The organism is Enterobacter sp. 61D5, assembly GCF_034107965.1.
Classification (GTDB): Bacteria; Pseudomonadota; Gammaproteobacteria; order Enterobacterales; family Enterobacteriaceae; genus Enterobacter; species Enterobacter cloacae_M.
Genome location: NZ_JAWNFK010000007.1, coordinates 91463 through 115972, shown reverse-complemented (window position 1 = coordinate 115972; position 24510 = coordinate 91463). Strand labels below are relative to the sequence as shown.

25 protein-coding genes are annotated in these 24510 nt (G+C 56.2%); 19 read left to right on the top strand and 6 right to left on the bottom strand.

What is annotated here, in order from left to right; genetic code table 11:
• Positions 1-10: 10 nt before the first annotated feature.
• The 12 genes from amiB to rlmB all read left to right on the top strand — a co-directional run bounded on the left by amiB (position 11) and on the right by rlmB (position 13793).
• Positions 11-1348: an N-acetylmuramoyl-L-alanine amidase AmiB gene (gene amiB / locus UTM25_RS08785; protein WP_194401586.1), complete on the top strand. Its 1338-nt coding sequence runs from the start codon at positions 11-13 to the stop codon at positions 1346-1348.
• Positions 1349-1357: 9 nt separating this feature from the next.
• On the top strand, positions 1358-3202 hold the full coding sequence (mutL, locus tag UTM25_RS08780; RefSeq protein WP_194401585.1) for a DNA mismatch repair endonuclease MutL: 1845 nt from the start codon (positions 1358-1360) through the stop codon (positions 3200-3202).
• Positions 3195-4145, top strand: coding sequence for a tRNA (adenosine(37)-N6)-dimethylallyltransferase MiaA (gene miaA / locus UTM25_RS08775; protein WP_194401584.1), 951 nt, complete (start codon positions 3195-3197; stop codon positions 4143-4145). Before mutL ends, miaA begins: the two co-directional genes overlap by 8 nt.
• Positions 4146-4230: 85 nt before the next feature.
• Positions 4231-4542 (top strand): RNA chaperone Hfq, encoded by a 312-nt coding sequence (gene hfq / locus UTM25_RS08770; protein WP_023334248.1) that lies wholly within the window; start codon positions 4231-4233, stop codon positions 4540-4542.
• 74 nt (positions 4543-4616) lie between these two features.
• Positions 4617-5897, top strand: a complete 1281-nt coding sequence (gene hflX / locus UTM25_RS08765) for a ribosome rescue GTPase HflX (protein ID WP_023310136.1) — start codon at positions 4617-4619, stop codon at positions 5895-5897.
• 56 nt (positions 5898-5953) lie between these two features.
• Positions 5954-7213 (top strand): FtsH protease activity modulator HflK, encoded by a 1260-nt coding sequence (gene hflK / locus UTM25_RS08760; RefSeq protein ID WP_023310137.1) that lies wholly within the window; start codon positions 5954-5956, stop codon positions 7211-7213.
• 2 nt (positions 7214-7215) lie between these two features.
• Complete coding sequence (gene hflC / locus UTM25_RS08755) at positions 7216-8220, top strand: protease modulator HflC (RefSeq protein ID WP_029740370.1); 1005 nt, start codon at positions 7216-7218, stop codon at positions 8218-8220.
• Positions 8221-8291: 71 nt separating this feature from the next.
• The gene (locus UTM25_RS08750) at positions 8292-8489 is read left to right on the top strand and encodes a DUF2065 domain-containing protein (RefSeq protein ID WP_003855996.1); all 198 of its coding nucleotides are present in this window, start codon (positions 8292-8294) and stop codon (positions 8487-8489) included.
• 104 nt (positions 8490-8593) lie between these two features.
• A complete protein-coding gene (locus UTM25_RS08745) occupies positions 8594-9892 on the top strand; it encodes an adenylosuccinate synthase (protein WP_194401597.1) in 1299 nt (432 codons plus the stop codon).
• 192 nt (positions 9893-10084) lie between these two features.
• Positions 10085-10510, top strand: coding sequence for a nitric oxide-sensing transcriptional repressor NsrR (gene nsrR / locus UTM25_RS08740; protein ID WP_023334253.1), 426 nt, complete (start codon positions 10085-10087; stop codon positions 10508-10510).
• 38 nt (positions 10511-10548) lie between these two features.
• Positions 10549-12993, top strand: coding sequence for a ribonuclease R (gene rnr / locus UTM25_RS08735; RefSeq protein ID WP_194401583.1), 2445 nt, complete (start codon positions 10549-10551; stop codon positions 12991-12993).
• 65 nt (positions 12994-13058) lie between these two features.
• On the top strand, positions 13059-13793 hold the full coding sequence (rlmB, locus tag UTM25_RS08730; protein WP_194401582.1) for a 23S rRNA (guanosine(2251)-2'-O)-methyltransferase RlmB: 735 nt from the start codon (positions 13059-13061) through the stop codon (positions 13791-13793).
• 78 nt (positions 13794-13871) lie between these two features.
• Here the strand turns inward: rlmB and UTM25_RS08725 are convergent, their stop codons facing one another.
• Positions 13872-15146, bottom strand: a complete 1275-nt coding sequence (locus tag UTM25_RS08725; RefSeq protein WP_194401581.1) for an MFS transporter — start codon at positions 15144-15146, stop codon at positions 13872-13874.
• 193 nt (positions 15147-15339) lie between these two features.
• Between UTM25_RS08725 and UTM25_RS08720 the strand changes: the two genes are divergently transcribed.
• Positions 15340-16962 (top strand): isovaleryl-CoA dehydrogenase, encoded by a 1623-nt coding sequence (locus UTM25_RS08720; RefSeq protein ID WP_194401580.1) that lies wholly within the window; start codon positions 15340-15342, stop codon positions 16960-16962.
• Here UTM25_RS08720 and UTM25_RS08715 read toward each other — a convergent pair.
• The 3 genes from UTM25_RS08715 to bsmA all read right to left on the bottom strand — a co-directional run bounded on the left by UTM25_RS08715 (position 16959) and on the right by bsmA (position 19816).
• On the bottom strand, positions 16959-18890 hold the full coding sequence (locus UTM25_RS08715) for a methyl-accepting chemotaxis protein (protein WP_194401579.1): 1932 nt from the start codon (positions 18888-18890) through the stop codon (positions 16959-16961). The genes UTM25_RS08720 and UTM25_RS08715 overlap by 4 nt on opposite strands.
• Before the next feature lie 172 nt (positions 18891-19062).
• Positions 19063-19350: a DUF1471 family protease activator YjfN gene (gene yjfN / locus UTM25_RS08710; RefSeq protein ID WP_414146748.1), complete on the bottom strand. Its 288-nt coding sequence runs from the start codon at positions 19348-19350 to the stop codon at positions 19063-19065.
• Between the two features lie 136 nt (positions 19351-19486).
• Positions 19487-19816, bottom strand: coding sequence for a biofilm peroxide resistance protein BsmA (bsmA, locus tag UTM25_RS08705; protein ID WP_029740376.1), 330 nt, complete (start codon positions 19814-19816; stop codon positions 19487-19489).
• Positions 19817-19953: 137 nt separating this feature from the next.
• On the opposite strand from bsmA, the gene yjfP reads away from it, so the two are divergent.
• The gene (gene yjfP, locus UTM25_RS08700) at positions 19954-20676 is read left to right on the top strand and encodes an esterase (protein WP_194401577.1); all 723 of its coding nucleotides are present in this window, start codon (positions 19954-19956) and stop codon (positions 20674-20676) included.
• Between the two features lie 168 nt (positions 20677-20844).
• Here the strand turns inward: yjfP and yjfY are convergent, their stop codons facing one another.
• Positions 20845-21120, bottom strand: a complete 276-nt coding sequence (gene yjfY / locus UTM25_RS08695; RefSeq protein WP_010427445.1) for a DUF1471 family protein YjfY — start codon at positions 21118-21120, stop codon at positions 20845-20847.
• 341 nt (positions 21121-21461) lie between these two features.
• Between yjfY and rpsF the strand changes: the two genes are divergently transcribed.
• The 4 genes from rpsF to rplI are packed head-to-tail and all read left to right on the top strand — an operon-like array spanning position 21462 to position 22901.
• On the top strand, positions 21462-21857 hold the full coding sequence (rpsF, locus tag UTM25_RS08690; RefSeq protein ID WP_014068637.1) for a 30S ribosomal protein S6: 396 nt from the start codon (positions 21462-21464) through the stop codon (positions 21855-21857).
• Positions 21858-21863: 6 nt separating this feature from the next.
• Positions 21864-22178 (top strand): primosomal replication protein N, encoded by a 315-nt coding sequence (gene priB, locus UTM25_RS08685; RefSeq protein WP_008502895.1) that lies wholly within the window; start codon positions 21864-21866, stop codon positions 22176-22178.
• A 4-nt stretch (positions 22179-22182) separates the two neighbouring features.
• Positions 22183-22410: a 30S ribosomal protein S18 gene (gene rpsR, locus UTM25_RS08680; RefSeq protein ID WP_000135199.1), complete on the top strand. Its 228-nt coding sequence runs from the start codon at positions 22183-22185 to the stop codon at positions 22408-22410.
• A gap of 41 nt (positions 22411-22451) precedes the next feature.
• Positions 22452-22901, top strand: coding sequence for a 50S ribosomal protein L9 (gene rplI, locus UTM25_RS08675; protein WP_023310148.1), 450 nt, complete (start codon positions 22452-22454; stop codon positions 22899-22901).
• Positions 22902-22968: 67 nt separating this feature from the next.
• Here the strand turns inward: rplI and UTM25_RS08670 are convergent, their stop codons facing one another.
• Positions 22969-23613, bottom strand: coding sequence for an OapA family protein (locus UTM25_RS08670; RefSeq protein WP_182072221.1), 645 nt, complete (start codon positions 23611-23613; stop codon positions 22969-22971).
• Positions 23614-23846: 233 nt separating this feature from the next.
• Between UTM25_RS08670 and fklB the strand changes: the two genes are divergently transcribed.
• Positions 23847-24467: an FKBP-type peptidyl-prolyl cis-trans isomerase gene (gene fklB / locus UTM25_RS08665; protein WP_008502892.1), complete on the top strand. Its 621-nt coding sequence runs from the start codon at positions 23847-23849 to the stop codon at positions 24465-24467.
• The last annotated feature ends 43 nt before the right edge of the window (positions 24468-24510 follow it).

Genomic DNA, 24510 nt, shown 5'->3' with positions numbered 1-24510 from the left:
GGATGACGGGATGATAAATCGCGTTAAAGGTTGGTTGTTGGCTGCCACCGTGCTGCTGTGCGCGCAGGCCGGGGCGGCAAATCTCTCAGATATTCAGGTATCAAACGGCGAAAGCCAGGCCCGGATCACGTTCAGCTTTATGGGCGATCCTGAATATGCGTTCTCACAGCCAGACAGCCACAGCGTGGCGCTGGATATCAAACAAACTGGCGTGATCCAGGGCCTACCGCTGCGGTTCAGCGGTAACAATCTGGTGAAAAGTATCCGTTCGGGAACGCCGCAGGATAGCCAGTCGTTACGCCTGGTGGTCGATCTGACCGAAAAGGGCAAAACGAAGGCGGTGAAGCAGCAAAACGGGGCGAATTATACGGTGGTGTTTACCATCAATGCCGACGCGCCGCCACCGCCTCCACCGCCGCCGGTCGTAGCGAAGCGCGTGGAAGAGGTGTCTACGCCGCGTCCTTCTGAACCTGCGCGTAATCCGTTTAAATCGCAGAACGACCGCATTACTGCGGCAACCAGCAGCAATACGGTGACGCGTCCGGCGGCCAGCGCGCGACGCGCGACGGTCAGCGGTGACAAAGTGATTATCGCCATTGATGCGGGCCACGGCGGGGAAGATCCCGGGGCGATTGGTCCTGGCGGCACGCGAGAGAAAAACGTCACTATCGCGATCGCGCGTAAACTGCGTTCGCTACTCAATGACGATCCTATGTTTAAAGGCGTGTTGACCCGCGACGGGGACTACTTTATTTCGGTAATGGGACGCTCGGACGTGGCGCGTAAGCAAAACGCGAACTTCCTGGTCTCCATTCATGCGGACGCCGCACCGAATCGTAGTGCCACCGGCGCCTCGGTTTGGGTGCTGTCGAACCGTCGCGCTAACAGCGAAATGGCCAACTGGCTGGAAGAGCATGAGAAGCAGTCTGAACTGTTAGGCGGCGCGGGCGACGTGCTGGCGAACAGCCAGTCCGATCCGTACCTCAGCCAGGCGGTGCTGGATTTACAGTTCGGTCATTCTCAGCGCGTCGGGTATGATGTCGCCACTAACGTATTGAACCAGCTGCAAAGCGTTGGCGTGCTGCATAAACGCCGTCCGGAACATGCCAGCCTCGGCGTTCTGCGCTCGCCGGATATCCCGTCCATCCTTGTGGAGACGGGCTTTATCAGTAACAACGGTGAAGAGCGTCTGTTGGGAAGCGACAGTTACCAGCAGCAAATTGCCGAAGCGATTTATAACGGTTTACGCAAATATTTTGAGGCGCATCCTCTGCAGTCTGCGCCACAGAGCGGCGCTGCCCAGACGGCCAGCGCAGCGCTGCCGGGTGAGATGACCGCGACCAACTAAGGAGAATTCATGCCGATTCAGGTTCTACCGCCGCAGCTCGCGAACCAAATCGCCGCCGGTGAGGTGGTGGAACGCCCTGCGTCGGTGGTGAAGGAGCTGGTGGAAAACAGCCTCGATGCGGGCGCAACCCGCATCGATATTGATATCGAACGCGGTGGCGCGAAGCTTATCCGCATTCGCGACAACGGCTGCGGCATTAAAAAAGAGGAGCTGGCGCTGGCGCTGGCTCGTCACGCCACCAGTAAAATCGCCTCTCTGGACGATCTGGAAGCGATTATTAGCCTCGGTTTTCGCGGCGAAGCGCTGGCCAGTATCAGCTCCGTTTCGCGCTTAACGCTGACCTCCCGTACCGCTGAACAGCAGGAAGCCTGGCAGGCTTACGCCGAAGGGCGCGATATGGATGTGACGGTCAAACCCGCAGCGCACCCTGTCGGTACGACGCTGGAAGTCCTGGATCTGTTCTACAACACCCCCGCCCGACGCAAGTTTATGCGTACCGAGAAGACCGAGTTCGGCCATATCGACGAGATTATCCGCCGTATTGCGCTGGCCCGTTTCGATGTCACCATCAACCTCAGCCATAACGGTAAGGTGATGCGCCAGTACCGTGCGGTGGCGGAAGGCGGACAGAAAGAGCGTCGCCTGGGCGCTATCTGCGGGACGCCGTTTCTGGAACAGGCTCTGGCCATTGAGTGGCAGCACGGAGATCTGGCTTTACGCGGCTGGGTTGCCGATCCAAATGCGAGCAGTGCTGCGTTCTCTGAAATTCAGTATTGCTACGTGAACGGCCGCATGATGCGCGACCGTCTCATCAATCACGCGATTCGCCAGGCCTGCGAAGACAAACTCGGGGCCGATCAGCAGCCTGCTTTCGTCCTTTATCTGGAAATCGATCCCCATCAGGTGGATGTGAACGTTCATCCTGCCAAACATGAGGTGCGGTTCCATCAGTCGCGTCTGGTTCACGACTTCATTTATCAGGGCGTGGCCACAGTGTTGCAGCAGCAGGCAGAGCCAACGCTGCCGCTGGAAAACGACACTCCTGCGCCGCGTCCGCTGCCAGAAAACCGTGTCGCGGCAGGCCGCAACCATTTTGCGGAGCCTGCCGTCGCGCGTGAACCGGAGGCCCCGCGTTTCTCCCCGGCAGGGAGCGCACCGCGTCCAACGGGCGCGAACTACCCGAATGCTCAGCCTGGCTATCAGAAGCAGCAGGGCGCGTTGTACCGCAAGCTGCTGGAAACACCTGCCGTGGAGCGTAAAGAGCACCTTCAGGCCGCTCAGCCTTCTCTGGACGGCCATAGCCAGAGTTTTGGCCGGGTGCTGACGATTATTGCGCCGGATATGGCGCTGCTTGAGCGTGACGGCAAATTGATGCTTCTGGCACTGCCGGTCGCCGAACGCTGGCTCAAGCAGGTGCAGCTCACGCCTGGCGAAAATGCAGCCTGCGCGCAGCCGTTGTTAATTCCGGTTCGCCTGAAGATATCCCCTGAAGAAGCAAGGGTATTACAGCGCACCGAGCCGCAGCTGGCGCAAATGGGTATTGAAACTGTGCTCGAACCACAACATGTGACAATTCGTGCAGTGCCTTTACCCTTACGCCAACAAAATTTACAAAACTTGATTCCTGAACTGATAGGCTACCTGGCGCAGCAAACATCGTTTGATGCCGCCAACACCGCGCAGTGGATCGCCCGCCATCTGGCAAGCGAACACGCGCCGTGGAGTATGGCGCATGCCATTAGCGTGCTGGCGGAGGTGGAACGCCTCTGTCCGCATCTGGTGAAAACGCCGCCGGGTGGGTTATTACAACCTGTTGATTTACAAACGGCGATGAATGCCCTGAAACATGATTGACGCAAGTAAGGCGAGCCTGCCTAAGGCAATTTTTTTAATGGGCCCAACGGCCTCCGGCAAAACGGCGCTAGCCATTGAGTTGCGTAAAGTTTTGCCTGTAGAGTTGATTAGCGTCGACTCCGCCCTCATCTACCGAGGGATGGACATCGGCACGGCGAAGCCTGACGCAGAAGAGTTGCGTGCGGCACCGCACCGTTTGCTGGATATTCTCGACCCGGCTCAGGCCTACTCCGCAGCGGATTTCCGCCGGGATGCCTTAGCCGAGATGGCCGAGATAACGGCGGCGGGACGTATACCGCTGTTGGTTGGCGGAACCATGCTCTATTTCAAGGCGTTGCTGGAGGGGTTGTCACCTCTGCCATCCGCGGATTCGGAAGTAAGAGCGAAAATTGAGCAGCAGGCGGTAGAGCAGGGTTGGGACGTTTTGCATCAGCAACTGGCGGAGATTGACCCGGTTGCAGCAGCACGGATCCATCCAAATGATCCGCAAAGGCTTTCCCGGGCACTGGAAGTTTTTTTCATTTCGGGTAAAACTTTAACGGAACTGACGCAAACGTCAGGAGACGCTCTGCCGTATCAGGTGCATCAGTTCGCCATCGCCCCGGCGAGCCGTGAACTGCTCCATCAGCGAATTGAGCAGCGTTTTCATCAGATGTTAGCTTCAGATTTTGAAGCAGAAGTGCGGGCGCTATTTGCCCGTGGAGATTTGCATACGGACATGCCTTCCATTCGTTGTGTGGGATACCGCCAGATGTGGTCGTATCTTGAAGGTGAGATTTCATACGATGAAATGGTTTATAGAGGTGTTTGCGCCACGAGACAGTTAGCGAAGCGCCAGATCACTTGGTTGCGCGGTTGGGACGGCGTTCACTGGTTAGACAGTGAAAAACCGCAACAGGCGTTAAACGAAGTGATTGAGGTTGTTGGTGATATCGCTCACTGAATGTGTACAATTGAGACGTATCGTGCGCAATTTTTCAGAATCGCAAGGTTCTAAGTACAAAACAAGCATATAAGGAAAAGATAGAATGGCTAAGGGGCAATCTTTACAAGATCCGTTCCTGAACGCATTGCGTCGGGAACGTGTTCCAGTTTCTATTTATTTGGTGAATGGTATTAAGCTGCAAGGTCAGATTGAGTCTTTCGATCAGTTTGTGATTCTGTTGAAAAACACGGTCAGTCAGATGGTCTACAAGCACGCTATTTCTACTGTTGTTCCGTCCCGTCCGGTATCTCATCACAGCAATAACGCTGGCGGCGGCACTGGTAGTAACTACCATCATGGCAGCAGCGCGCAGGGTTCTTCAACGCCGGCGCAGGACAGCGACGAGACCGAATAAGGTTTCGCACTGTTATCCACACGGGGAGCCAGGGATCCTGCGTTCCCCGCTGATCTTTTTAGAGAGGTTTACGCTTGTTTGACCGTTATGATGCCGGTGAGCAGGCGGTGCTGGTACACATCTATTTTTCGCAAGACAAAGATATGGAAGACCTCCAGGAGTTTGAATCTCTGGTCTCTTCCGCCGGTGTCGAAGCAATGCAGGTGATTACCGGTAGCCGTAAAGCGCCGCACCCAAAGTATTTTGTTGGTGAAGGTAAAGCAGTCGAAATTGCGGATGCCGTAAAAGCAACCGGCGCGTCAGTCGTGTTGTTTGATCATGCGCTGTCTCCAGCCCAGGAGCGCAACCTGGAAGCCCTTTGCGAATGCCGTGTTATCGATCGCACGGGTTTGATTTTAGATATTTTTGCTCAGCGTGCACGTACCCACGAAGGGAAACTGCAGGTTGAGCTGGCGCAGCTGCGCCATCTGGCAACGCGTCTGGTGCGTGGCTGGACACACCTTGAAAGACAAAAAGGCGGGATTGGTTTGCGCGGCCCGGGTGAAACCCAGCTCGAAACCGACCGTCGTTTGCTGCGTGGCCGAATTACCCAGATCCTTTCACGTCTGGAACGTGTAGAGAAACAGCGTGAACAGGGGCGTCGGGCGCGAACCAAAGCCGACATCCCGACGGTGTCGCTGGTGGGCTATACCAACGCCGGTAAATCCACCCTGTTTAACCAGATAACCGAGGCCCAGGTTTATGCCGCAGACCAGCTGTTTGCGACCCTGGACCCTACGCTGCGCCGTATTGACGTCGCAGACGTCGGTGAAACGGTGCTGGCGGATACCGTAGGGTTTATCCGCCACCTGCCGCATGACCTGGTGGCGGCGTTTAAAGCCACCCTGCAGGAGACTCGACAGGCGACTCTGCTGCTGCACGTGATTGATGCGGCAGACGTGCGCGTGCAGGAGAACATCGACGCGGTGAACGTGGTGCTCGAAGAGATCGACGCCCACGAGATCCCCACGCTGTTGGTCATGAACAAGATCGATATGCTGGACGATTTCGAACCGCGTATCGACAGAGATGAAGAAAACAAACCGATTCGGGTCTGGCTTTCTGCCCAGACCGGTATTGGTGTGCCACTGCTTTTCCAGGCTTTGACAGAACGTCTTTCCGGTGAGGTAGCTCAGCACACGCTGCGACTGCCGCCACAGGAAGGCAGGCTGCGCAGCCGGTTTTATCAGCTTCAGGCGATAGAAAAAGAGTGGATGGAGGATGACGGCAGCGTGGGGATGCAGGTGCGTATGCCGATCGTTGACTGGCGTCGCCTCTGTAAACAAGAACCTGCGCTGGTCGACTATATCGTCTGATCAGAAAGGGGATGCCTGAATAATTCGCCCTTGCATAACAAATATGGAGCATATACATGGCGTGGAATCAGCCCGGTAATAACGGACAAGACCGCGACCCGTGGGGAAGCAGCAAACCTGGCGGCAACTCTGAGGGAAATGGCAACAAAGGTGGTCGCGAGCAGGGGCCGCCGGATCTGGATGATATCTTCCGCAAACTGAGCAAGAAGCTTGGTGGCCTTGGCGGAGGAAAAGGTTCTGGCTCGGGTGGCAATTCCACTCAGAGCTCGCGCCCACCAATGGGTGGCCGCGTAGTGGGCATCGTGGCCGCTGCGGTAGTCATCATCTGGGCAGCCAGCGGGTTCTACACCATTAAAGAAGCAGAACGCGGCGTAGTCACCCGTTTCGGTAAGTTTAGCCATCTGGTTGAGCCGGGTCTGAACTGGAAGCCGACCTTCATTGACGATGTGACCGCGGTAAACGTGGAATCCGTCCGTGAACTGGCCGCCTCTGGCGTGATGCTGACCTCTGACGAAAACGTGGTGCGCGTTGAGATGAACGTGCAGTACCGCGTGACCGATCCTGAGCGTTATCTGTTTAGCGTGACCAGCGCCGATGACAGCCTGCGTCAGGCGACCGACAGCGCCCTGCGCGGTGTGATCGGTAAATACACCATGGACCGTATTCTGACCGAAGGTCGTACCGTTATTCGTAGCGATACCCAGCGCGAGCTAGAAGAGACCATTCGTCCGTACAACATGGGTATTACCCTGCTGGACGTTAACTTCCAGGCTGCACGTCCGCCGGAAGAGGTGAAAGCCGCATTTGACGATGCGATTGCTGCCCGTGAAAACGAACAGCAGTACATCCGTGAAGCAGAAGCTTACACCAACGAAGTTCAGCCACGCGCTAACGGTCAGGCGCAGCGTATTCTGGAAGAAGCGCGCGCGTATAAAACGCAGACCATCCTGGAAGCTCAGGGTGAAGTGGCCCGCTTCGCGAAGATCCTGCCGGAATATAAAGCTGCACCGGAAATTACCCGTGAGCGTCTCTATATCGAGACCATGGAAAAAGTGCTGAGCCACACCCGCAAAGTGTTGGTTAACGACAGTAAAGGCGGAAACCTGATGGTTCTGCCGCTGGATCAGATGCTGAAAGGCGGTTCTGCACCAGCAGCGAAAGGCGACACCAGCGGCGCGAACAACCTGCTGCGTCTGCCGCCAGCCTCAACAGGCAGCGCCAGCACGAACACAACGCCTTCTTCGAACGATGGTGACATTATGGACCAACGCCGTGCTAACGCGCAGCGTAACGACTACCAGCGTCAGGGGGAATAAGGATGCGTAAGTCAGTTATTGCGATCATCGTCATCGTACTGGTCGCGCTTTATACCTCGATTTTTGTGGTGAAAGAAGGCGAGCGTGGGATTAAGTTCCAGTTCAGCAGCGTCGTGCGTGATGGCGACAAACGCCCGGTGATTTACGAGCCGGGTCTGCACTTCAAGGTGCCGTTCATTCAGTCCGTGAAAACGCTGGATGCGCGTATCCAGACCATGGATAACCAGGCCGACCGTTTCGTGACCAAAGAGAAGAAAGACCTGATCGTTGATTCCTATATCAAATGGCGCATCAGCGATTTCAGCCGTTACTTCCTGGCAACGGGCGGCGGCGACGTTTCTCAGGCAGAAGTGCTGCTGAAACGTAAGTTCTCTGATCGTCTGCGTTCCGAGATTGGTCGTCTGGATGTGAAAGACATCGTGACCGACTCCCGTGGTCGTCTGACCCTGGAAGTTCGCGATGCGCTGAACTCCGGTACAGCGGGCACTGAAGATGAAGTTTCAACGCCGGCAGCAGATGATGCGATTGCCAAAGCGGCTGAACGCGTTCAGGCGGAGACCAACGGTAAAGTGCCGGTGATCAACCCGAACAGTATGGCTGCGCTGGGTATCGAAGTGGTTGACGTGCGTATCAAGCAGATCAACCTGCCAGCGGAAGTGTCCGAGGCGATTTACAACCGTATGCGCGCCGAGCGTGAAGCGGTAGCCCGTCGTCACCGTTCGCAGGGTCAGGAAGAGGCTGAGAAGCTGCGTGCAGCAGCGGACTATGAAGTCACCAAGACGCTGGCGGAATCTGAGCGTCAGGGCCGTATCCTGCGCGGTGAAGGCGATGCCGAAGCGGCGAAGCTGTTTGCTGATGCTTTCAGCCAGGATCCTGACTTCTATGCCTTTATCCGTAGCCTGCGCGCTTACGAGAATAGCTTCCAGAGCAACCAGGATGTGATGGTGCTCAGCCCGGACAGCGATTTCTTCCGTTATATGAAGACGCCGACTAACGCAACGCGATAAACTCAGGCTCGTTTGAGTATTCAAACCACCGCTCTCAACGGAGCGGTGGTTTTCTTTTATAAGGAATAAAAATGAATTCAACGATCTGGCTCGCACTGGCACTGGTCCTGGTGCTGGAAGGTCTTGGACCGATGCTTTATCCGCGCGCCTGGCGCCGAATGATCGCCACGATGAGCCAGCTGCCGGATAATATTTTGCGTCGTTTTGGCGGCGGTCTTGTGGTTGCGGGCATCGTGATCTACTACATGTTGAGGAAAACGATTGGCTGATCAAAAAGTAGGCGCAATTGGCGTATTTTGAGGTCAAAAAGTGCTGTATATCTGAAAAAGCGATGGTAGAATCCATTTTTAAGCAAACGGTGATTTTGAAAAAAATGGGTAACAACGTCGTCGTACTGGGCACCCAATGGGGTGACGAAGGTAAAGGGAAGATTGTTGATCTTCTGACTGAACGGGCTAAATATGTTGTACGCTACCAGGGCGGTCACAACGCAGGCCATACTCTCGTAATCAACGGTGAAAAAACCGTCCTCCATCTTATTCCATCAGGCATTCTTCGTGATAACGTCACCAGCATCATCGGTAACGGCGTTGTGCTTTCTCCTGCTGCGCTGATGAAAGAGATGAAAGGTCTGGAAGACCGTGGTATCCCTGTTCGTGAGCGTCTGCTGCTCTCCGAAGCCTGCCCGCTGATCCTGGATTATCACGTGGCGCTGGACGTAGCGCGTGAGAAAGCGCGCGGCGCGAAAGCGATCGGCACCACCGGTCGTGGTATCGGCCCGGCTTACGAAGATAAAGTTGCACGTCGCGGTCTGCGCGTGGGCGACCTCTTCGACAAAGCAACCTTCGCTGAAAAACTGAAAGAAGTGATGGAATATCACAACTTCCAGCTGGTGAACTTCTACAAAGCTGACGCTGTTGACTACCAGAAAGTGCTGGATGACGTCATGGCGATCGCTGACATTCTGACCGGTATGGTTGTTGATGTGTCCGATCTGCTGGACCAGGCGCGCAAGCGTGGCGATTTCGTCATGTTCGAAGGCGCGCAGGGTACGCTGCTGGACATCGACCACGGTACCTATCCGTACGTTACCTCCTCTAACACCACGGCAGGTGGCGTGGCGACCGGCTCTGGCCTGGGTCCACGTTATGTGGATTACGTGCTGGGCATCATCAAAGCGTACTCTACTCGCGTGGGTGCGGGTCCATTCCCGACCGAGCTGTTTGATGAAACCGGCGAGTTCCTGTGCAAGCAGGGTAACGAGTTTGGCGCGACCACCGGTCGTCGTCGTCGTACCGGCTGGCTGGATGCGGTTGCAGTGCGTCGTGCAGTGCAGATCAACTCCCTTTCTGGCTTCTGCCTGACCAAGCTGGACGTACTGGACGGCCTGAAAGAAGTGAAAATCTGCGTAGGCTACCGTATGCCAGATGGCCGCGAAGTGACCACCACTCCGCTGGCTGCTGATGACTGGGAAGGCATTGAGCCAATCTACGAAACCATGCCGGGCTGGTCTGAGACCACTATCGGTGTGAAAGAGCGTAGCGGCCTGCCGCAGGCGGCGCTGGATTACATCAAGCGTATTGAAGAACTGACCGAAGTGCCGATCGATATTATTTCTACCGGCCCGGATCGTACTGAAACGATGATCCTGCGCGACCCGTTCGACGCATAATCTTCGTGACTGCTGGCCTGCGGGGAGACCCGTAGGCCGGATAAGCGTAGCGCCATCCGGCGACCGCTCCTGGATCTCCGCTTTTTCGCCCCGTCTGTCAAATAAATTAGCCGCTCACTATCTGGCTGGTTTATCATCATTAATGAATATCTCTGCGGTTTGACCGCGTTTTCCCTTTTTCCTGAGGTTGATGTGCAGTTAACAAGTTTCACCGATTACGGCTTACGTGCGCTGATTTACATGGCGTCGTTACCCGAGGGGAAGATGACCAGTATCTCTGAAGTTACAGAGGTCTACGGCGTATCCCGTAATCATATGGTCAAAATAATCAATCAACTTAGTCGTGCCGGATACGTTGCTGCCGTCCGCGGGAAGAATGGTGGGATCCGTCTCGGTAAACCGGCACAGAGTATTCGTGTTGGCGATGTGGTACGTGAACTGGAGCCGCTGTCTCTGGTGAACTGCAGCAGCGAGTTCTGCCACATCACGCCCGCTTGCCGCCTGAAAAAGGCACTTTCAAAGGCCGTGCAAAGTTTTCTCATGGAACTGGATAACTACACGCTGGCCGATTTGGTTGAAGAGAATCAACCGCTTTATAAATTATTGCTGGTGGAATGAAGAAAATTTCCACCGGAGCTGACAACGGAGGAACCGACATGTCACATGATCCTTTCCAGGAACGCGAAGCCGAAAAATACGCGAATCCTATTCCCAGCCGCGAGTTCATCATTGAACACTTAACAAAACGCGGAAAACCCGCCAATCGTGAAGAACTTGCCGTTGAATTAAACATTGAAGGTGAAGAGCAAATTGAAGCCCTTCGCCGCCGTCTGCGCGCGATGGAGCGCGACGGGCAACTGGTCTTTACCCGCCGCCAGTGCTACGCGCTGCCAGAACGTCTCGATCTGCTGAAAGGGACCGTCATTGGTCACCGTGATGGCTTCGGCTTCCTGCGCGTGGAAGGCCGTAAAGACGATCTGTACCTCTCATCTGAGCAGATGAAGATGTGCATCCACGGAGATCAGATCCTGGCGCAGCCGCTGGGCGCTGACCGTAAAGGCCGCCGCGAAGCGCGCGTCGTGCGCGTTCTGGTGCCAAAAACCAGCCAGATCGTCGGCCGCTACTTTACCGACGCCGGCGTGGGCTTCGTGGTGCCGGACGACAGCCGTCTGAGCTTCGACATTCTGATCCCACCTGAAGAGGTGATGGGAGCCCGCATGGGCTTTGTGGTGGTGGTGGAACTCACCCAGCGCCCAACCCGTCGCACCAAAGCGGTAGGTAAAATCGTCGAAGTACTGGGCGATAACATGGGCACCACGATGGCCGTTGATATGGCATTGCGCACCCATGAAATTCCGTACATCTGGCCGAAAGCGGTTGAAGATCAGATCGAAAGCCTGCGCGAAGAAGTGCCGGAAGAGTCCAAAGTGGGCCGCGTGGATCTGCGCTCCCTGCCGCTGGTCACTATCGACGGTGAAGACGCCCGCGACTTTGATGACGCCGTATACTGTGAGAAAAAACGCGGCGGTGGCTGGCGCCTGTGGGTTGCTATCGCTGACGTAAGCTATTACGTCCGTCCGCACACCCCGCTGGATAACGAAGCCCGCAGCCGCGGCACCTCGGTCTATTTCCCGTCCCAGGTCGTGCCGATGCTGCCGGAAGTGCTGTCTAACGGCCTGTGCTCCCTGAACCCGCAGGTTGACCGCCTCTGTATGGTTTGCGAGATGACCATCTCCACCAAAGGGCGTTTAACCGGCTACAAGTTCTACGAAGCGGTGATGAGCTCGCACGCGCGTCTGACCTATACCAAGGTCTGGCATATGCTGCAGGGCGACCAGGATCTGCGCGAACAATACGCGCCGCTGGTCAAACATATCGAAGAGCTGCATAACCTCTACAAAACGCTGGATCAGGCGCGCGAAGAGCGCGGCGGGATCTCGTTTGAGAGCGAAGAAGCGAAATTCATTTTCAACGCCGAACGCCGCATTGAGCGTATCGAGCAGACCCAGCGTAACGACGCTCACAAGCTGATCGAAGAGTGTATGATTCTGGCGAACATCTCGGCGGCACGTTTCGTTGAGAAAGCCAAAGAGCCAGCGCTGTTCCGTATTCACGATAAGCCGACCACGGAAGCCATTACGTCGTTCCGCTCCGTGCTGGCTGAACTGGGTCTGGAACTGCCCGGAGGGAACAAGCCAGAGCCGCGCGATTACGCCGAGCTGCTTGAATCCATTAGCGACCGTCCTGACGCAGAAATGCTGCAGACGATGCTGCTGCGCTCCATGAAGCAGGCGATTTACGATCCGGAAAACCGCGGCCACTTCGGCCTGGCGCTGCAGTCTTACGCCCACTTTACGTCGCCGATCCGTCGTTATCCTGACCTCTCTCTGCACCGTGCGATCAAGTATTTGCTGGCGCAGGAGCAGGGCCATAAAGGTAACACCACCGAAACCGGTGGCTACCACTATTCGATGGAAGAGATGCTGCAGCTGGGTCAGCACTGCTCCATGGCCGAACGTCGTGCCGATGAAGCAACACGTGACGTGGCGGACTGGCTGAAGTGTGACTTTATGCTGGATCAGGTCGGTAACGTCTTCAAAGGCGTGATTGCCAGCGTGACCGGCTTTGGTTTCTTCGTTCGTCTGGACGAGCTGTTCATCGACGGTCTGGTGCACGTCTCCAGCCTGGATAACGACTACTACCGCTTCGACCAGGTCGGCCAGCGCCTGATTGGCGAATCTGGCGGCCAGACGTATCGTCTGGGCGACCGTGTGGAAGTGAAGGTCGAAGCAGTGAATATGGACGATCGTAAAATCGACTTCAGCCTGATCTCCAGCGAGCGCGCCCCGCGTAACGTCGGTAAAACCGAGCGTGAAAGGGCGAAAAAAACCGGTAACGGTAAACCGGGCGGCGGTAAACGTCGTCAGGCGGGCAAGAAGGTAAACTTCGAGCCGGACAGCGCGTTCCGCGGCGAGAAGAAACAGAAGCCGAAGGCGGCGAAGAAAGAAGCCCGTTCAGCGAAAAAACCTTCCGCGAAAACGCAGAAAATCGCTGCCGCCACCAAAGCGAAGCGCGCGGCCAAGAAAAAGCAGGCGGAGTAAATTCTCCCCTCAACCTGACCCTCTCCCCAACGGGGGAGGGGAAATACCTATTACGAGAACCATCAATGAGTGAAATGATTTACGGCATCCACGCGGTGCAGGCCCTTCTCGAGCGCGCACCGGAGCGTTTTCAGGAAGTGTTTATTCTGAAAGGGCGTGAAGATAAGCGTCTGATGCCGCTGATCCACGCGCTGGAAGCGCAGGGCGTGGTGATTCAGCTGGCGAACCGCCAGTTCCTGGATGAGAAAAGCGAAGGCGCGGTCCACCAGGGGATCATTGCCCGCGTGAAGCCGGGTCGTCAGTATCAGGAAAACGATCTGCCGGATCTGATCGCTGAGCTCGAGAATCCGTTCTTCCTGATCCTCGACGGCGTTACCGATCCGCACAACCTCGGCGCGTGTCTGCGCAGCGCCGATGCGGCGGGCGTGCACGCGGTGATCGTGCCGAAAGATCGCTCCGCGCAGCTGAACGCTACGGCGAAGAAAGTGGCCTGCGGCGCGGCGGAAAACGTTCCGCTGATCCGCGTGACTAACCTGGCGCGCACTATGCGTCTGCTGCAGGAAGAGAACGTCTGGATCGTCGGTACCGCCGGTGAAGCGGATCATACTCTGTACCAGAGCAAAATGACCGGCCGTCTGGCGCTGGTGATGGGGGCGGAAGGCGAAGGCATGCGTCGTCTCACCCGCGAGCACTGCGACGAGCTGATCAGCATACCGATGGCGGGCAGCGTGTCGTCCCTGAACGTTTCCGTTGCAACGGGCATCTGCCTGTTTGAAGCGGTGCGTCAGCGCGGAGAATAAACAGCAAGGCCGTCCACAGGACGGCCTTTTGTGTTTTATCCCTCTCCCCGTGGGAGAGGGCACCAGACGTTGACAACCTCACTCCTCTAACGACCGCAAATGGTCATCCTTCCTCAGCGTCATCAGCGCAAAAATACTCACAACCGCCGTTGCCATCACGTAGTAGGCCGGAATATCCAGGTTACCCGTCTGCTTAATCAGCCCGGTAATGATTAGCCCTGCACATCCCGAAAAAATCGCGTTCGACAACGAGTAGGCCAGCCCCAGCCCCGTATAGCGCACGCGCGTCGGGAACATCTCAGAGAGCATCGCCGGGCCCGGCCCCGCCAGCATGCCCACCAGCCCGCCCGCAATCAGTACCACACCAGCCTTCACCGCCAGCGTACTCGACTCCGCCTGCAGGATTTTCAGCAGCGGCAGGGCGAGGATCAGCAGCAGCGCGGTGGCGATAATCATCACCGTGCGGCGGCCGATCCGGTCGCTCAGGAGCCCCGACGGAATGATGGTCAGCGCAAACCCAATATTCGAAATCACCGCTATCAGCAGCGCCTGGTTAAACCCGGTGTGCAGCGCCGACTGCAGATAGGTCGGCATAATCACCAGGTAGGTATACCCCGCCGCAGACCAGACCATTACGCGCCCAATCCCCATCACGATGGCCCGGATCGTGGCGGCAGTATCCGCCTGAGCGACAGCCGGTTTATCCTGCTGCTGCACAAAGCTTGGCGTCTCTTCCATGCTGACGCGAAGCCAGAGCGCCACAACGCCCATAGGCAGCGCCAGGAAGAACGGAATGCGCCAGCCCCACTCATGCAGAGCTTCAGGCGTGAGAAGGGCGGAGAGCAGCGCCACGATGCCTGCGCCCGCTAACAGTCCCAGCGCCACCGTAAAGGACTGCCACGCGCCATAGAGCCCACGCTTGCCGCGCGGGGCGAACTCCGTCATCAGCGAGACCGCACCGCCGTACTCCCCGCCCGCGAACAGCCCCTGCAGGATGCGCAGCAGCGTAATAATCAGCGGCGCGGCAATCCCGATGCTGGCGTAGACCGGCACAATGCCGATGGCGGCGGTAGCGAGCGTCATCAGCACCAGCACGATGATTAGCGTCGGCTTACGGCCAATCCGGTCGCCGATACGGCCAAACACTACCGCACCCAGCGGGCGGAAGAAGAAGGCGATGGCAAACGAGGCGTAGGTGAGGATCAGGCTGGTCAGTCCCGCCTCTCCTTCAAGCTGGAAGAAGTTTTTCGCTATCACGGTCGCCAGAAAACCGTAGACCGCAAACTCATACCACTCGATAAAGTTACCAATGGAGCCTGCAATTAATGCTCGCTTGTGCGCGTCCGGTTGCATAACGATCCTCACTGAAAAGGGTAAGAATAAATTATTCAACAAAAGCGGAGTCATGAAATAGTTTATTCTTATGTTCTGTGAGCTATTTCACGAATGATATCAGCGGGATCGTGAACGTGTGACTCTCCTCCCATGCAGTGCGTGCGCGGTCTGTCCATACTTATCGTCATTGCCACTGAAGGAGGGAGACAGCATGCACTGGCAGACCCATACCGTTTTCAATCAACCTGCACCGCTTTCCAACAGCAACCTTTTTCTCTCGGACTGCGCCCTGCGCGATGCGGTCGCGCGTGAAGGCGCCGAGTGGGATATCGAACTCCTCGCCAGCATTGGCCAGCAGCTGGGTACGGCGGAATCACTGGAGCTGGGCAGGCTGGCAAACGTTAATCCGCCCGAGCTGTTACGCTATGACGCCACCGGAGAGCGGCTGGACGAGGTGCGTTTTCATCCCGCCTGGCATCTGCTGATGCAGGGGCTTTGCGCCAACCGCGTGCATAACCTGGCGTGGGAAGAGGAGGCGCGTAAAGGGGCGTTTGTCGCTCGGGCCGCGCGCTTTGTGCTGCATGCGCAGGTGGAGGCGGGCACGCTTTGTCCGGTCACCATGACGTTTGCCGCCACGCCGCTGCTGCAGCAGTCGCTCCCCAAAATATTTCACGACTGGCTCACGCCGCTGCTCAGCGATCGCTACGATCCGCATCTGGCCCCTGGCGCGCAAAAGCGCGGCCTGCTGATCGGCATGGGGATGACAGAAAAGCAGGGCGGTTCAGACGTGCTCAGCAACACCACCAAAGCGGAAAAATGCAGCGACGGCAGCTACCGCCTGGTGGGGCATAAATGGTTTTTCTCCGTCCCGCAAAGCGATGCGCACCTGGTGCTGGCCCAGGCAAAAGGCGGGCTATCCTGCTTTTTTGTGCCGCGCTTTTTGCCTGACGGACAGCGCAACGCCGTGCGGCTGGAGCGCCTTAAGGACAAGCTCGGAAACCGCTCCAACGCCAGCAGCGAGGTGGAGTTTCTTGACGCCTCCGGCTGGCTGCTGGGGGAAGAGGGCGAAGGGGTACGGCAGATCCTCAAAATGGGCGGTCTGACGCGTTTTGACTGCGCGCTGGGCAGCCACGGACTGATGCGTCGGGCGCTCTCGGTGGCGCTGTACCATGCCCATCAGCGTCAAACCTTTGGCAAAAATCTCATCGATCAGCCGCTAATGCGCGAAGTGCTAAGCCGCATGGCGCTGGTGCTGGAGGGGCAAACGGCGCTGCTGTTCCGCCTGGCCCGCGCGTGGGACAAGCGTGCCGATCCGCAAGAGGCCGCCTGCGCGCGGCTGTTTACCCCGGCGGCGAAATTTAGCGTCTGTAAAGCGGGCATCCCGTTTGTTGCTGAGGCGATGGAGGTGCTGGGCGGGATCGGATATTGCGAAGAGAGCGAACTTCCCCGCCTGTACCGCGAGATGCCGGTGAACAGCATCTGGGAAGGGTCAGGTAATATCATGTGTCTGGACGTGCTGCGCGTGCTGGCGAAGCAGCCGGGTATTCACGACCTGCTTGCCGACGAGTTTGCGCAGGTGAAAGGGCAGGACAGACACTTCGACCGCAGCTGGCGACAGCTTCAGCAAAAACTGCGTAAACCGCAGGAGGCGCAGGGCCGGGAGATCGCGCAGCAGCTTTTCTTGCTGGGTGCGGGAAGCCAGATGCTGCGGCACGCATCGCCTCCGGTGGCGCAGGCGTGGTGCCGCATGATGCTGGATACCCGTGGCGGCACGCTGATGAGCGAGCAGGTGCAAAGCGACCTGCTGCTGCGTGCGACGGGCAGAGTCGGTTAGCCTTTTAGCTGGAACAGGCTCACCAGCTGAGTCAGGTGTGAACCCTTCCCGCGCAGCGTTTGAGCGGTTTGCTCGCTGCGTGAGATGCGATCGGCATTGATATGCGACGCTTCGCCAATATGGGTCATGGCGAGGTTCACCTGGCCGATCCCGGCGGACTGCTCGCGTGAGGCATGGTTAATCTCGGTGACCAGCTGGCTGATGTTATCGATATGAATGATGATGTCGTCCATCGCCAGGCGTGTTTGTTCAGACAGCGCATGACCCTCACTCACTTTTCTGAGCGTATCGCCAATCAGCTGTTCAATCTCCTTCACCGCGTTAGCGCTGCGTCCCGCCAGCGCGCGAACTTCCTGCGCGACTACCGCAAACCCTTTTCCGTGCTCGCCTGCGCGGGCCGCTTCCACTGCCGCATTCAGCGCCAGAATATTGGTCTGGAAAGCGATGGACTCGATCACTCGCGTGATGTCTTCGATGCGTTTTGACGCTTCGCGAATATCGTCCATGGTCGATACCGCGTGGGTGACCGTCTCACCGCCCTGATGGACCGCGAGCGAGGTTTCACCCACCAGCTGCTGCGTTTGCTCCATGTTGGCGGCATTTTGCTGAACGGTGGCGGCCAGCTGCTCCATGCTGGCAGACGTCTCTTCCACGCTGCTGGCCTGCTTATTGATCTGCTCTGAAATTTCGCCAGTGTCGGCGGCCAGCGCGTTGGTGCCCAAATGGATCTCGCCTGCGGCCTCACGAACCTGCAGGACAATTTTTTGCAGGCCGCCGCCGATGCCGTTGATGGCATCGATCAGCTGGCCAACTTCGTCCTGACGCGTAACCGGCAGGCTGGAACGGAGATCCCCTGCGGCATATTGACGGGCAAGATGGATCACGTTGCGCAGCGGTCGGGTCAGCACGCGGCGAATAATGACCACGAACAGGCCAGCAAAAAGGATGGATAAGACCACGCCGGCCAGCAGGAAGCGATCGCGCATAGCGGTAACGCTTGAGAGCAGCACCGATTTATCCACTTCGCCCACGATAGTCCAGTTCCAGCCCGGCAGCGGGGTATAGGCCATTTTCAGCGTCCGGCCATCGTCGCTTGTACGCTCCAGCGTGCCGGGTTTGTCACTCAGAAGCTGTTGCTGCGTCGCTGCGTCCCACTTCGGCAGTTTTCCCTCTTCGCCTGCATGGAACAGGTATTGCCCGCGCGTTTTGCCGTTGCTGCGATCCAGCACGAAGAAGTGACCGCTCTCGCCCAGGCGGCGGTTTAGGATTTTCTCGCGCATGACGTTCCAGGAGTGGGTGATGTCCACCCCGACAAAGACGATCGCAATGACCTGCCCTTCGGCGTTTTTAACGGGCTGGTACTGGGTGATGTAGCGTTTGCCAAACAGCAGCGCCAGGCCGCGGTAGACTTCACCTTTGTTGACGGCGGCAAAGGCCGGGCTGGCGTTATCCAGGACGGTACCCATTGCCCGATCGCCATTCTCTTTGCGCAGGGAAGTGGCTACGCGAACAAAGTCGTTACCGCTGCGTACAAACAGCGTCGAAATGGCGCCCGTACGGTTCAGGAACTCGTCCGAAAGGGTGTTATTTTCATGCAGCCCGGTTTCTCCGCCTTTCAGAAGCGGAACGCTAAGTCCGTTAATCGTCTGGGATTGGGAATTATCAATGTTCAGGGGCTGCGGTAAAAAGGTGGTGAACAGACGGGTATAGCTCTCAACCTCTTCACTCAGGCTGGTATTAAACATCTGCACCATGTCGACCATGCCGGTGGACTGATTATGCAGATCTTCGACCGCAAGAGCTTCAAGCTGCTGGCTGGCTTTTTGGCTGAGCAGAAAAGTGAATAGCAGAAACAGCGTGGCGACACTGACGCCAGTTAGCAGCGAGAGTTTCGACCCCAGGCCCGCACGGCGGAAAAAGTTGATCATAAATTGCTCATGATTGAAAAGTTATGGTTCTTCAACGGCAGAGCGGAGATTACGTTTACTGTTTTAATGTAACAAAATGTTATTTAATTGTTCTCTATTGGTTTTATATAAGATAAAAAATTTGCAAAAGCGAAAAGCCACTAAAAGTAAGTGGCTTTTATCAGGAGGGAGTTTACACGTAGAGAATGGCCTGTACCCGCCAGTGGTCGATATGGCTATCTTCCTGCATCTGGATGATGCGATACCATGAAGCACCTTGCTCATCGGCCTTTAATGCCACGACACGTTCAACGTCTTGCGGGCTCCCCGAGATATTATTCACGGAGATCTGGCCAATTTCATTCAGGCCAGTTACACAATCAGCACTGGCGAATTCTGCTGACTGCGCGGTGGTGCTCAGCAGGCCTGCTGAGAGCAACAGTGAGGTCAAAGCAAGAGTTCGTTTCATCGTCAGCTCCATTTCACATATATCCGGTATCCGCCGGGCAATCCTTCGCTAATAAACTCCCTTCCATTGACGCGGGCGTGGAGTTTATTGTGGACAGGAAAATGTCTATGGACGCAAAGCAGTGTAAATCTCGTTCAAAGGAAAACCATTATTTACGGTACAAAATGGCCTGTGAATACCACTGTCCCGTTATGATGGTTTCGTCGATCATAATGATGACGTAATAATCTGCTTTGGCGGCGACGGCCTGTGCTTTTATTGCCGATTCTGCGTCATCCGGAGAACCGCGAACCAGCGCGGAGATGGTGCCCATTCGTTGTAATCCTTCCGTCTGATTACGACGAATCTCCTGTGGATGATCGGCGACCGGTGGAGCGGGTTGCGGCGTTCCCTGCAGCGCGCTACAGCCACTCAGCAGAAACACCAGCAATAAAGCAGCAAACCTGCGCATAACCATATCTCGTTTCCTGATAGCCATAGTGTAGTTGTCTGTGAATTTAGTTTTGGGGGAATGTTCCCGAAGTGTTATCTGGGACGTATATTTCGAATGAAAATGACGCGAAAGCGTAACCCAGTTCTCAACATTATGAATCATAGATTCGCACAGGGTCGACAATGATTGAAATTGAAATACGCCACCTCGGCGACCATGAAATTTTACACGCGATGCCAGCGGGTAAACGTGATAAACCGCTGCCTATTGTGGTTTTTTATCATGGGTTTACCTCATCGAAGCTGGTTTACAGTTATTTTGCGGTAGCGCTGGCGCAGGCGGGTTTTCGCGTGGTGATGCCAGATGCACCCGACCACGGCGCACGCTTTACGGGTAATGAACAGGCGCGGCTGGGGCAGTTCTGGCACATTCTGCACGGGAGTCTGACCGAGTTTTCCGGGCTGCGCGATGCGCTTTATGAGGCAGGTCTGGTGGCCGACAATCGTCTGGCGGTAGCCGGGGCATCGATGGGCGGTATGACGGCGCTGGGGATTATGACGCATCATCCTGAAGTGAAGTCTGTCGCCTGTCTGATGGGCTCGGGCTACTTTACTTCGCTGGCGAAGACCCTTTTTCCCCCTCAGAATTTAACGGAAATGACCGCGACGCTGGCAGAGTGGGAAGTGACCCGGGCATTGCCGCGCGTGGCCGATCGCCCGCTGCTGCTGTGGCACGGTGACGCGGATGATGTGGTCCCGCCCGAGGGAACCTTCCGCCTTCAGCAGGCGTTAATGAATGAAGGGCTGGACGGTAATCTGACCTGCCTGTGGGAACCGGGCGTCCGCCACCGCATCACGCCAACGGCGCTCGACGCTACGGTAGCGTTTTTCCGCCAGCACCTTTAAACGCGCAGGACTTTGACGCCCTGATCTTCCCGCTTGTGGAGGATCTCAGGGGGCTCTTTTACCGGGAGTATTCCGGAGCCACTCACAAAAAAAAGCCCCCGGGCAGGGGGCAACGTCATCTATGGCTATGTTCTCGTTGTTGGCTTTCCTGGTGCTAGCGTTAAAGCGTTATCGGTAAATATCTGCACTGGCGTGCATGTTGCCGTTGCTGCCGGGCTCACGGGTTAACATCACGTGGTAATAGGTTGCGCCCTGCGCATCGGTTTCTTCGTTAAGGGCCTGATCTGCTTCACTTTCCGTGGCGAAATTATGATTGATGTAAATGACGCCCAAGCTTTGCACATCATCCATGTTTCTGGCCTGTCGGCTATCTATCTTGATGGCTGCCATCGCGTTTGCACTGAGCAAAAGCGCAGCCATTATGGCTAATGCGATTTTTTTCATGATATGCGCTCCACGACTGCGTGCTGCGAGAGAGGGGGTGCTCCTTCTTTAATTCAGGTGATCTCTGATTAAAGTGTAATCGCTGATCCGGAGGGGATGCGTGACCATTTCTGATGCAGTTGTTCAAAAAAACAACGCTTCCGGGTGTGACCAATTTTAAATCACCCACTTAGACCCGCTTCGCGCTTTGTGCGAATTATTTGTGCAATCAGCTTGAGTTTCCAGGGGCGCGCAAGTATTATGACGCGTCAATTTTTCAGCCGACCTTTAACACGTTCCTTGCCTCCCCGGGCCTCGGCTGACCCAGACAGGAGGCTGAATAATCCGTAAGGAGCAATTCGATGCGTCATTACGAAATCGTTTTTATGGTCCATCCTGACCAGAGCGAACAGGTTCCGGGTATGATCGAGCGTTACTCTGCTGCCATCACTGGTGCAGAAGGTACGATCCACCGTCTGGAAGACTGGGGCCGCCGTCAGCTGGCTTACCCGATCAACAAACTGCACAAAGCACACTACGTTCTGATGAACGTTGAAGCGCCGCAGGAAGTGATCGATGAGCTGGAAACTACCTTCCGCTTCAACGATGCCGTTATCCGCAGCATGGTTATGCGTACCAAAAACGCAGTTACCGAAGCATCTCCGATGGTTAAAGCGAAAGACGAGCGCCGTGAGCGTCGCGATGATTTCGCAAACGAAACCGCAGATGATTCTGATGCTGGGGATTCTGAAGAGTAATTTCTGATGACCAACCGTCTGGCGTTGTCCGGCATCGTATGCAGGGCTCCCCTTCGAAAGGTCAGTCCATCAGGAATTCCGCATTGCCAGTTCGTGCTTGAGCATCGTTCTGTGCAAGAGGAAGCCGGGTTTCACCGGCAGGCGTGGTGCCAAATGCCCGTTATTATTAGCGGACACGAAAACCAGGCCATTACTCACAGTTTAACGGTCGGTAGCGCAGTAATCGTTCAGGGGTTCATCTCTTGCCACAAGGCAAAGAACGGCCTGAGCAAAATGGTTCTGCATGCCGAGCAGATTGATTTGATAGATTCTGGAGACTAGCCATATGGCACGTTATTTCCGTCGTCGCAAGTTCTGCCGTTTCACCGCGGAAGGCGTTCAAGAGATCGACTATAAAGATATCGCAACGCTGAAAAACTACATCACCGAAAGCGGTAAGATTGTCCCAAGCCGTATCACCGGTACTCGTGCAAAATACCAGCGTCAGCTGGCTCGCGCTATCAAACGCGCTCGCTACCTGTCCCTGCTGCCGTACACTGATCGTCATCAGTAATCGGGCACGGTCCATTAATACGACTTTAAGAGGATAAGGTAATGCAAGTTATTCTGCTTGATAAAGTAGCAAACCTGGGCAGCCTGGGTGATCAGGTTAACGTTAAAGCGGGTTACGCACGTAACTTCCTGGTTCCACAGGGTAAAGCTGTTCCAGCTACCAAGAAAAACGTAGAGTTTTTCGAAGCACGTCGCGCTGAACTGGAAGCCAAACTGGCTGACGTTCTGGCGGCTGCTAACGCTCGCGCTGAAGCAATCAACGCACTGGGCACCGTTACCATCGCGTCTAAATCAGGCGACGAAGGTAAACTGTTCGGTTCCATCGGCACCCGCGATATCGCTGATGCAGTTTCTGCAGCAGGCGTTAAAGTGGCTAAGAGCGAAGTTCGTCTGCCGAACGGCGTTCTGCGTACCACTGGTGAGCACGAAGTTGACTTCCAGGTTCACAGCGAAGTGTTCGCTAAACTGGTTGTTAACGTTGTAGCTGAGTAATTTTTTACTCTGCTCACGTTGAAACGCCGGCCTTGTGCCGGCGTTTTGCTTTTTACAGAGCCGGGTCTTAACGCGCCCTGATAAAACTGCCGTCTGGCTGGCGGGTAAACAGTACCTGTTGCCCATTTCCCGTATCAATCGTTAACCCTGTTACCACCCCGCTGGCATTCTGGCGAACCTGTACCATCTGACCATTCTGCAGGTTACTGAGCGGCTTACCCGCACCTTCCACCTTCGCCATGGCATACACGTCGGTTGGCGGCAGGTTGTGGTCGCGGAACAGCTGTGCCAGCGTTTTGCCCGGCTCTACGCGATAGGAGCGCCACTGTTGCTCAATACCGGTAGGCTGTTGCGTCTGAGGCTGAGACGGGGCGGCGGCTTGATCCTGCGGCTGTTCATCCTGAATGGGCTCTGGCTCAACCGGCGCGACCTGACCCGGATCGTTAGACGGGGTCACAAGCTGCGTTTGCATCGGCTGGGCGTCAGGCTGCGGCCGCGTCTGCGACTGAATGTCCAGTTGGGCATTGCGGGCGACGGGGGCAGTATCGACATCATCGCCCCCGGAAGGAAGCAGGAAGCCCACGATCACCATCAGCGCGCCAATGATGATCCCTCTGCGATGCAGAGGAGGCAGCGGGTCCATGATGCGAAAATTGTCCGGCGCCTGCCAGATTTTCGCCAGGGTAGGTTTCAGTTCAAATCGCCCGGGCATGGCACTCCTCCTGCTCCGCGTATTTTTTATCCTGTGCCCCGAAGTATAGTTTGCTAACTGCCTGAACGGCGTAGTAAACCCGACATCCGTGACATCAGTTCGGGATTAAACCTGGTTATCTCTATTGTTTCTGTTTCGTCGCGGTTTGTCACCTTAACTTCAGACAAAGTTTTACCCATAAGGGCATGGCTGATATGCTGCCCGCTACTTTAAATGTGATGGAAGGAAAACCCATGACCACCCCGACTTTTGACACTATCGAAGCGCAGGCAAGTTACGGTATCGGCTTGCAGGTAGGACAGCAGCTGAGCGAATCCGGCCTGGAAGGTCTGTTACCAGAAGCGCTGGTGGCGGGTATCGCTGACGCGCTGGAAGGCAAACAGCCTGCCGTTCCGGTAGACGTGGTGCACCGTGCGCTGCGTGAAATCCACGAACGTGCTGACGCCGTGCGTCGCGCGCGCTTCGAAGAGATGGCGGCCGAAGGTGTGAAATATCTGGAAGAGAACCGTGAGCGTGAAGGCGTGAACAGCACCGAATCCGGTTTGCAGTTCCGCGTGATCAATCAGGGTGACGGCGCAATCCCGGCGCGTACCGACCACGTTCGCGTGCATTACACCGGTAAACTGATCGACGGTACCGTGTTCGACAGCTCCGTAGCGCGCGGCGAACCGGCTGAGTTCCCGGTTAACGGCGTGATCGCAGGCTGGATTGAAGCGCTGACCCTGATGCCAGTGGGTTCCAAATGGGAACTGACTATCCCGCATAACCTGGCCTACGGCGAGCGCGGCGCTGGTGCGTCCATCCCGCCATTCAGCACCCTGGTCTTTGAAGTCGAGCTGCTGGAAATTCTGTAATCGAATTTTCTTATTTCCTCTCCCCGTTTGGGGAGAGGAAAAT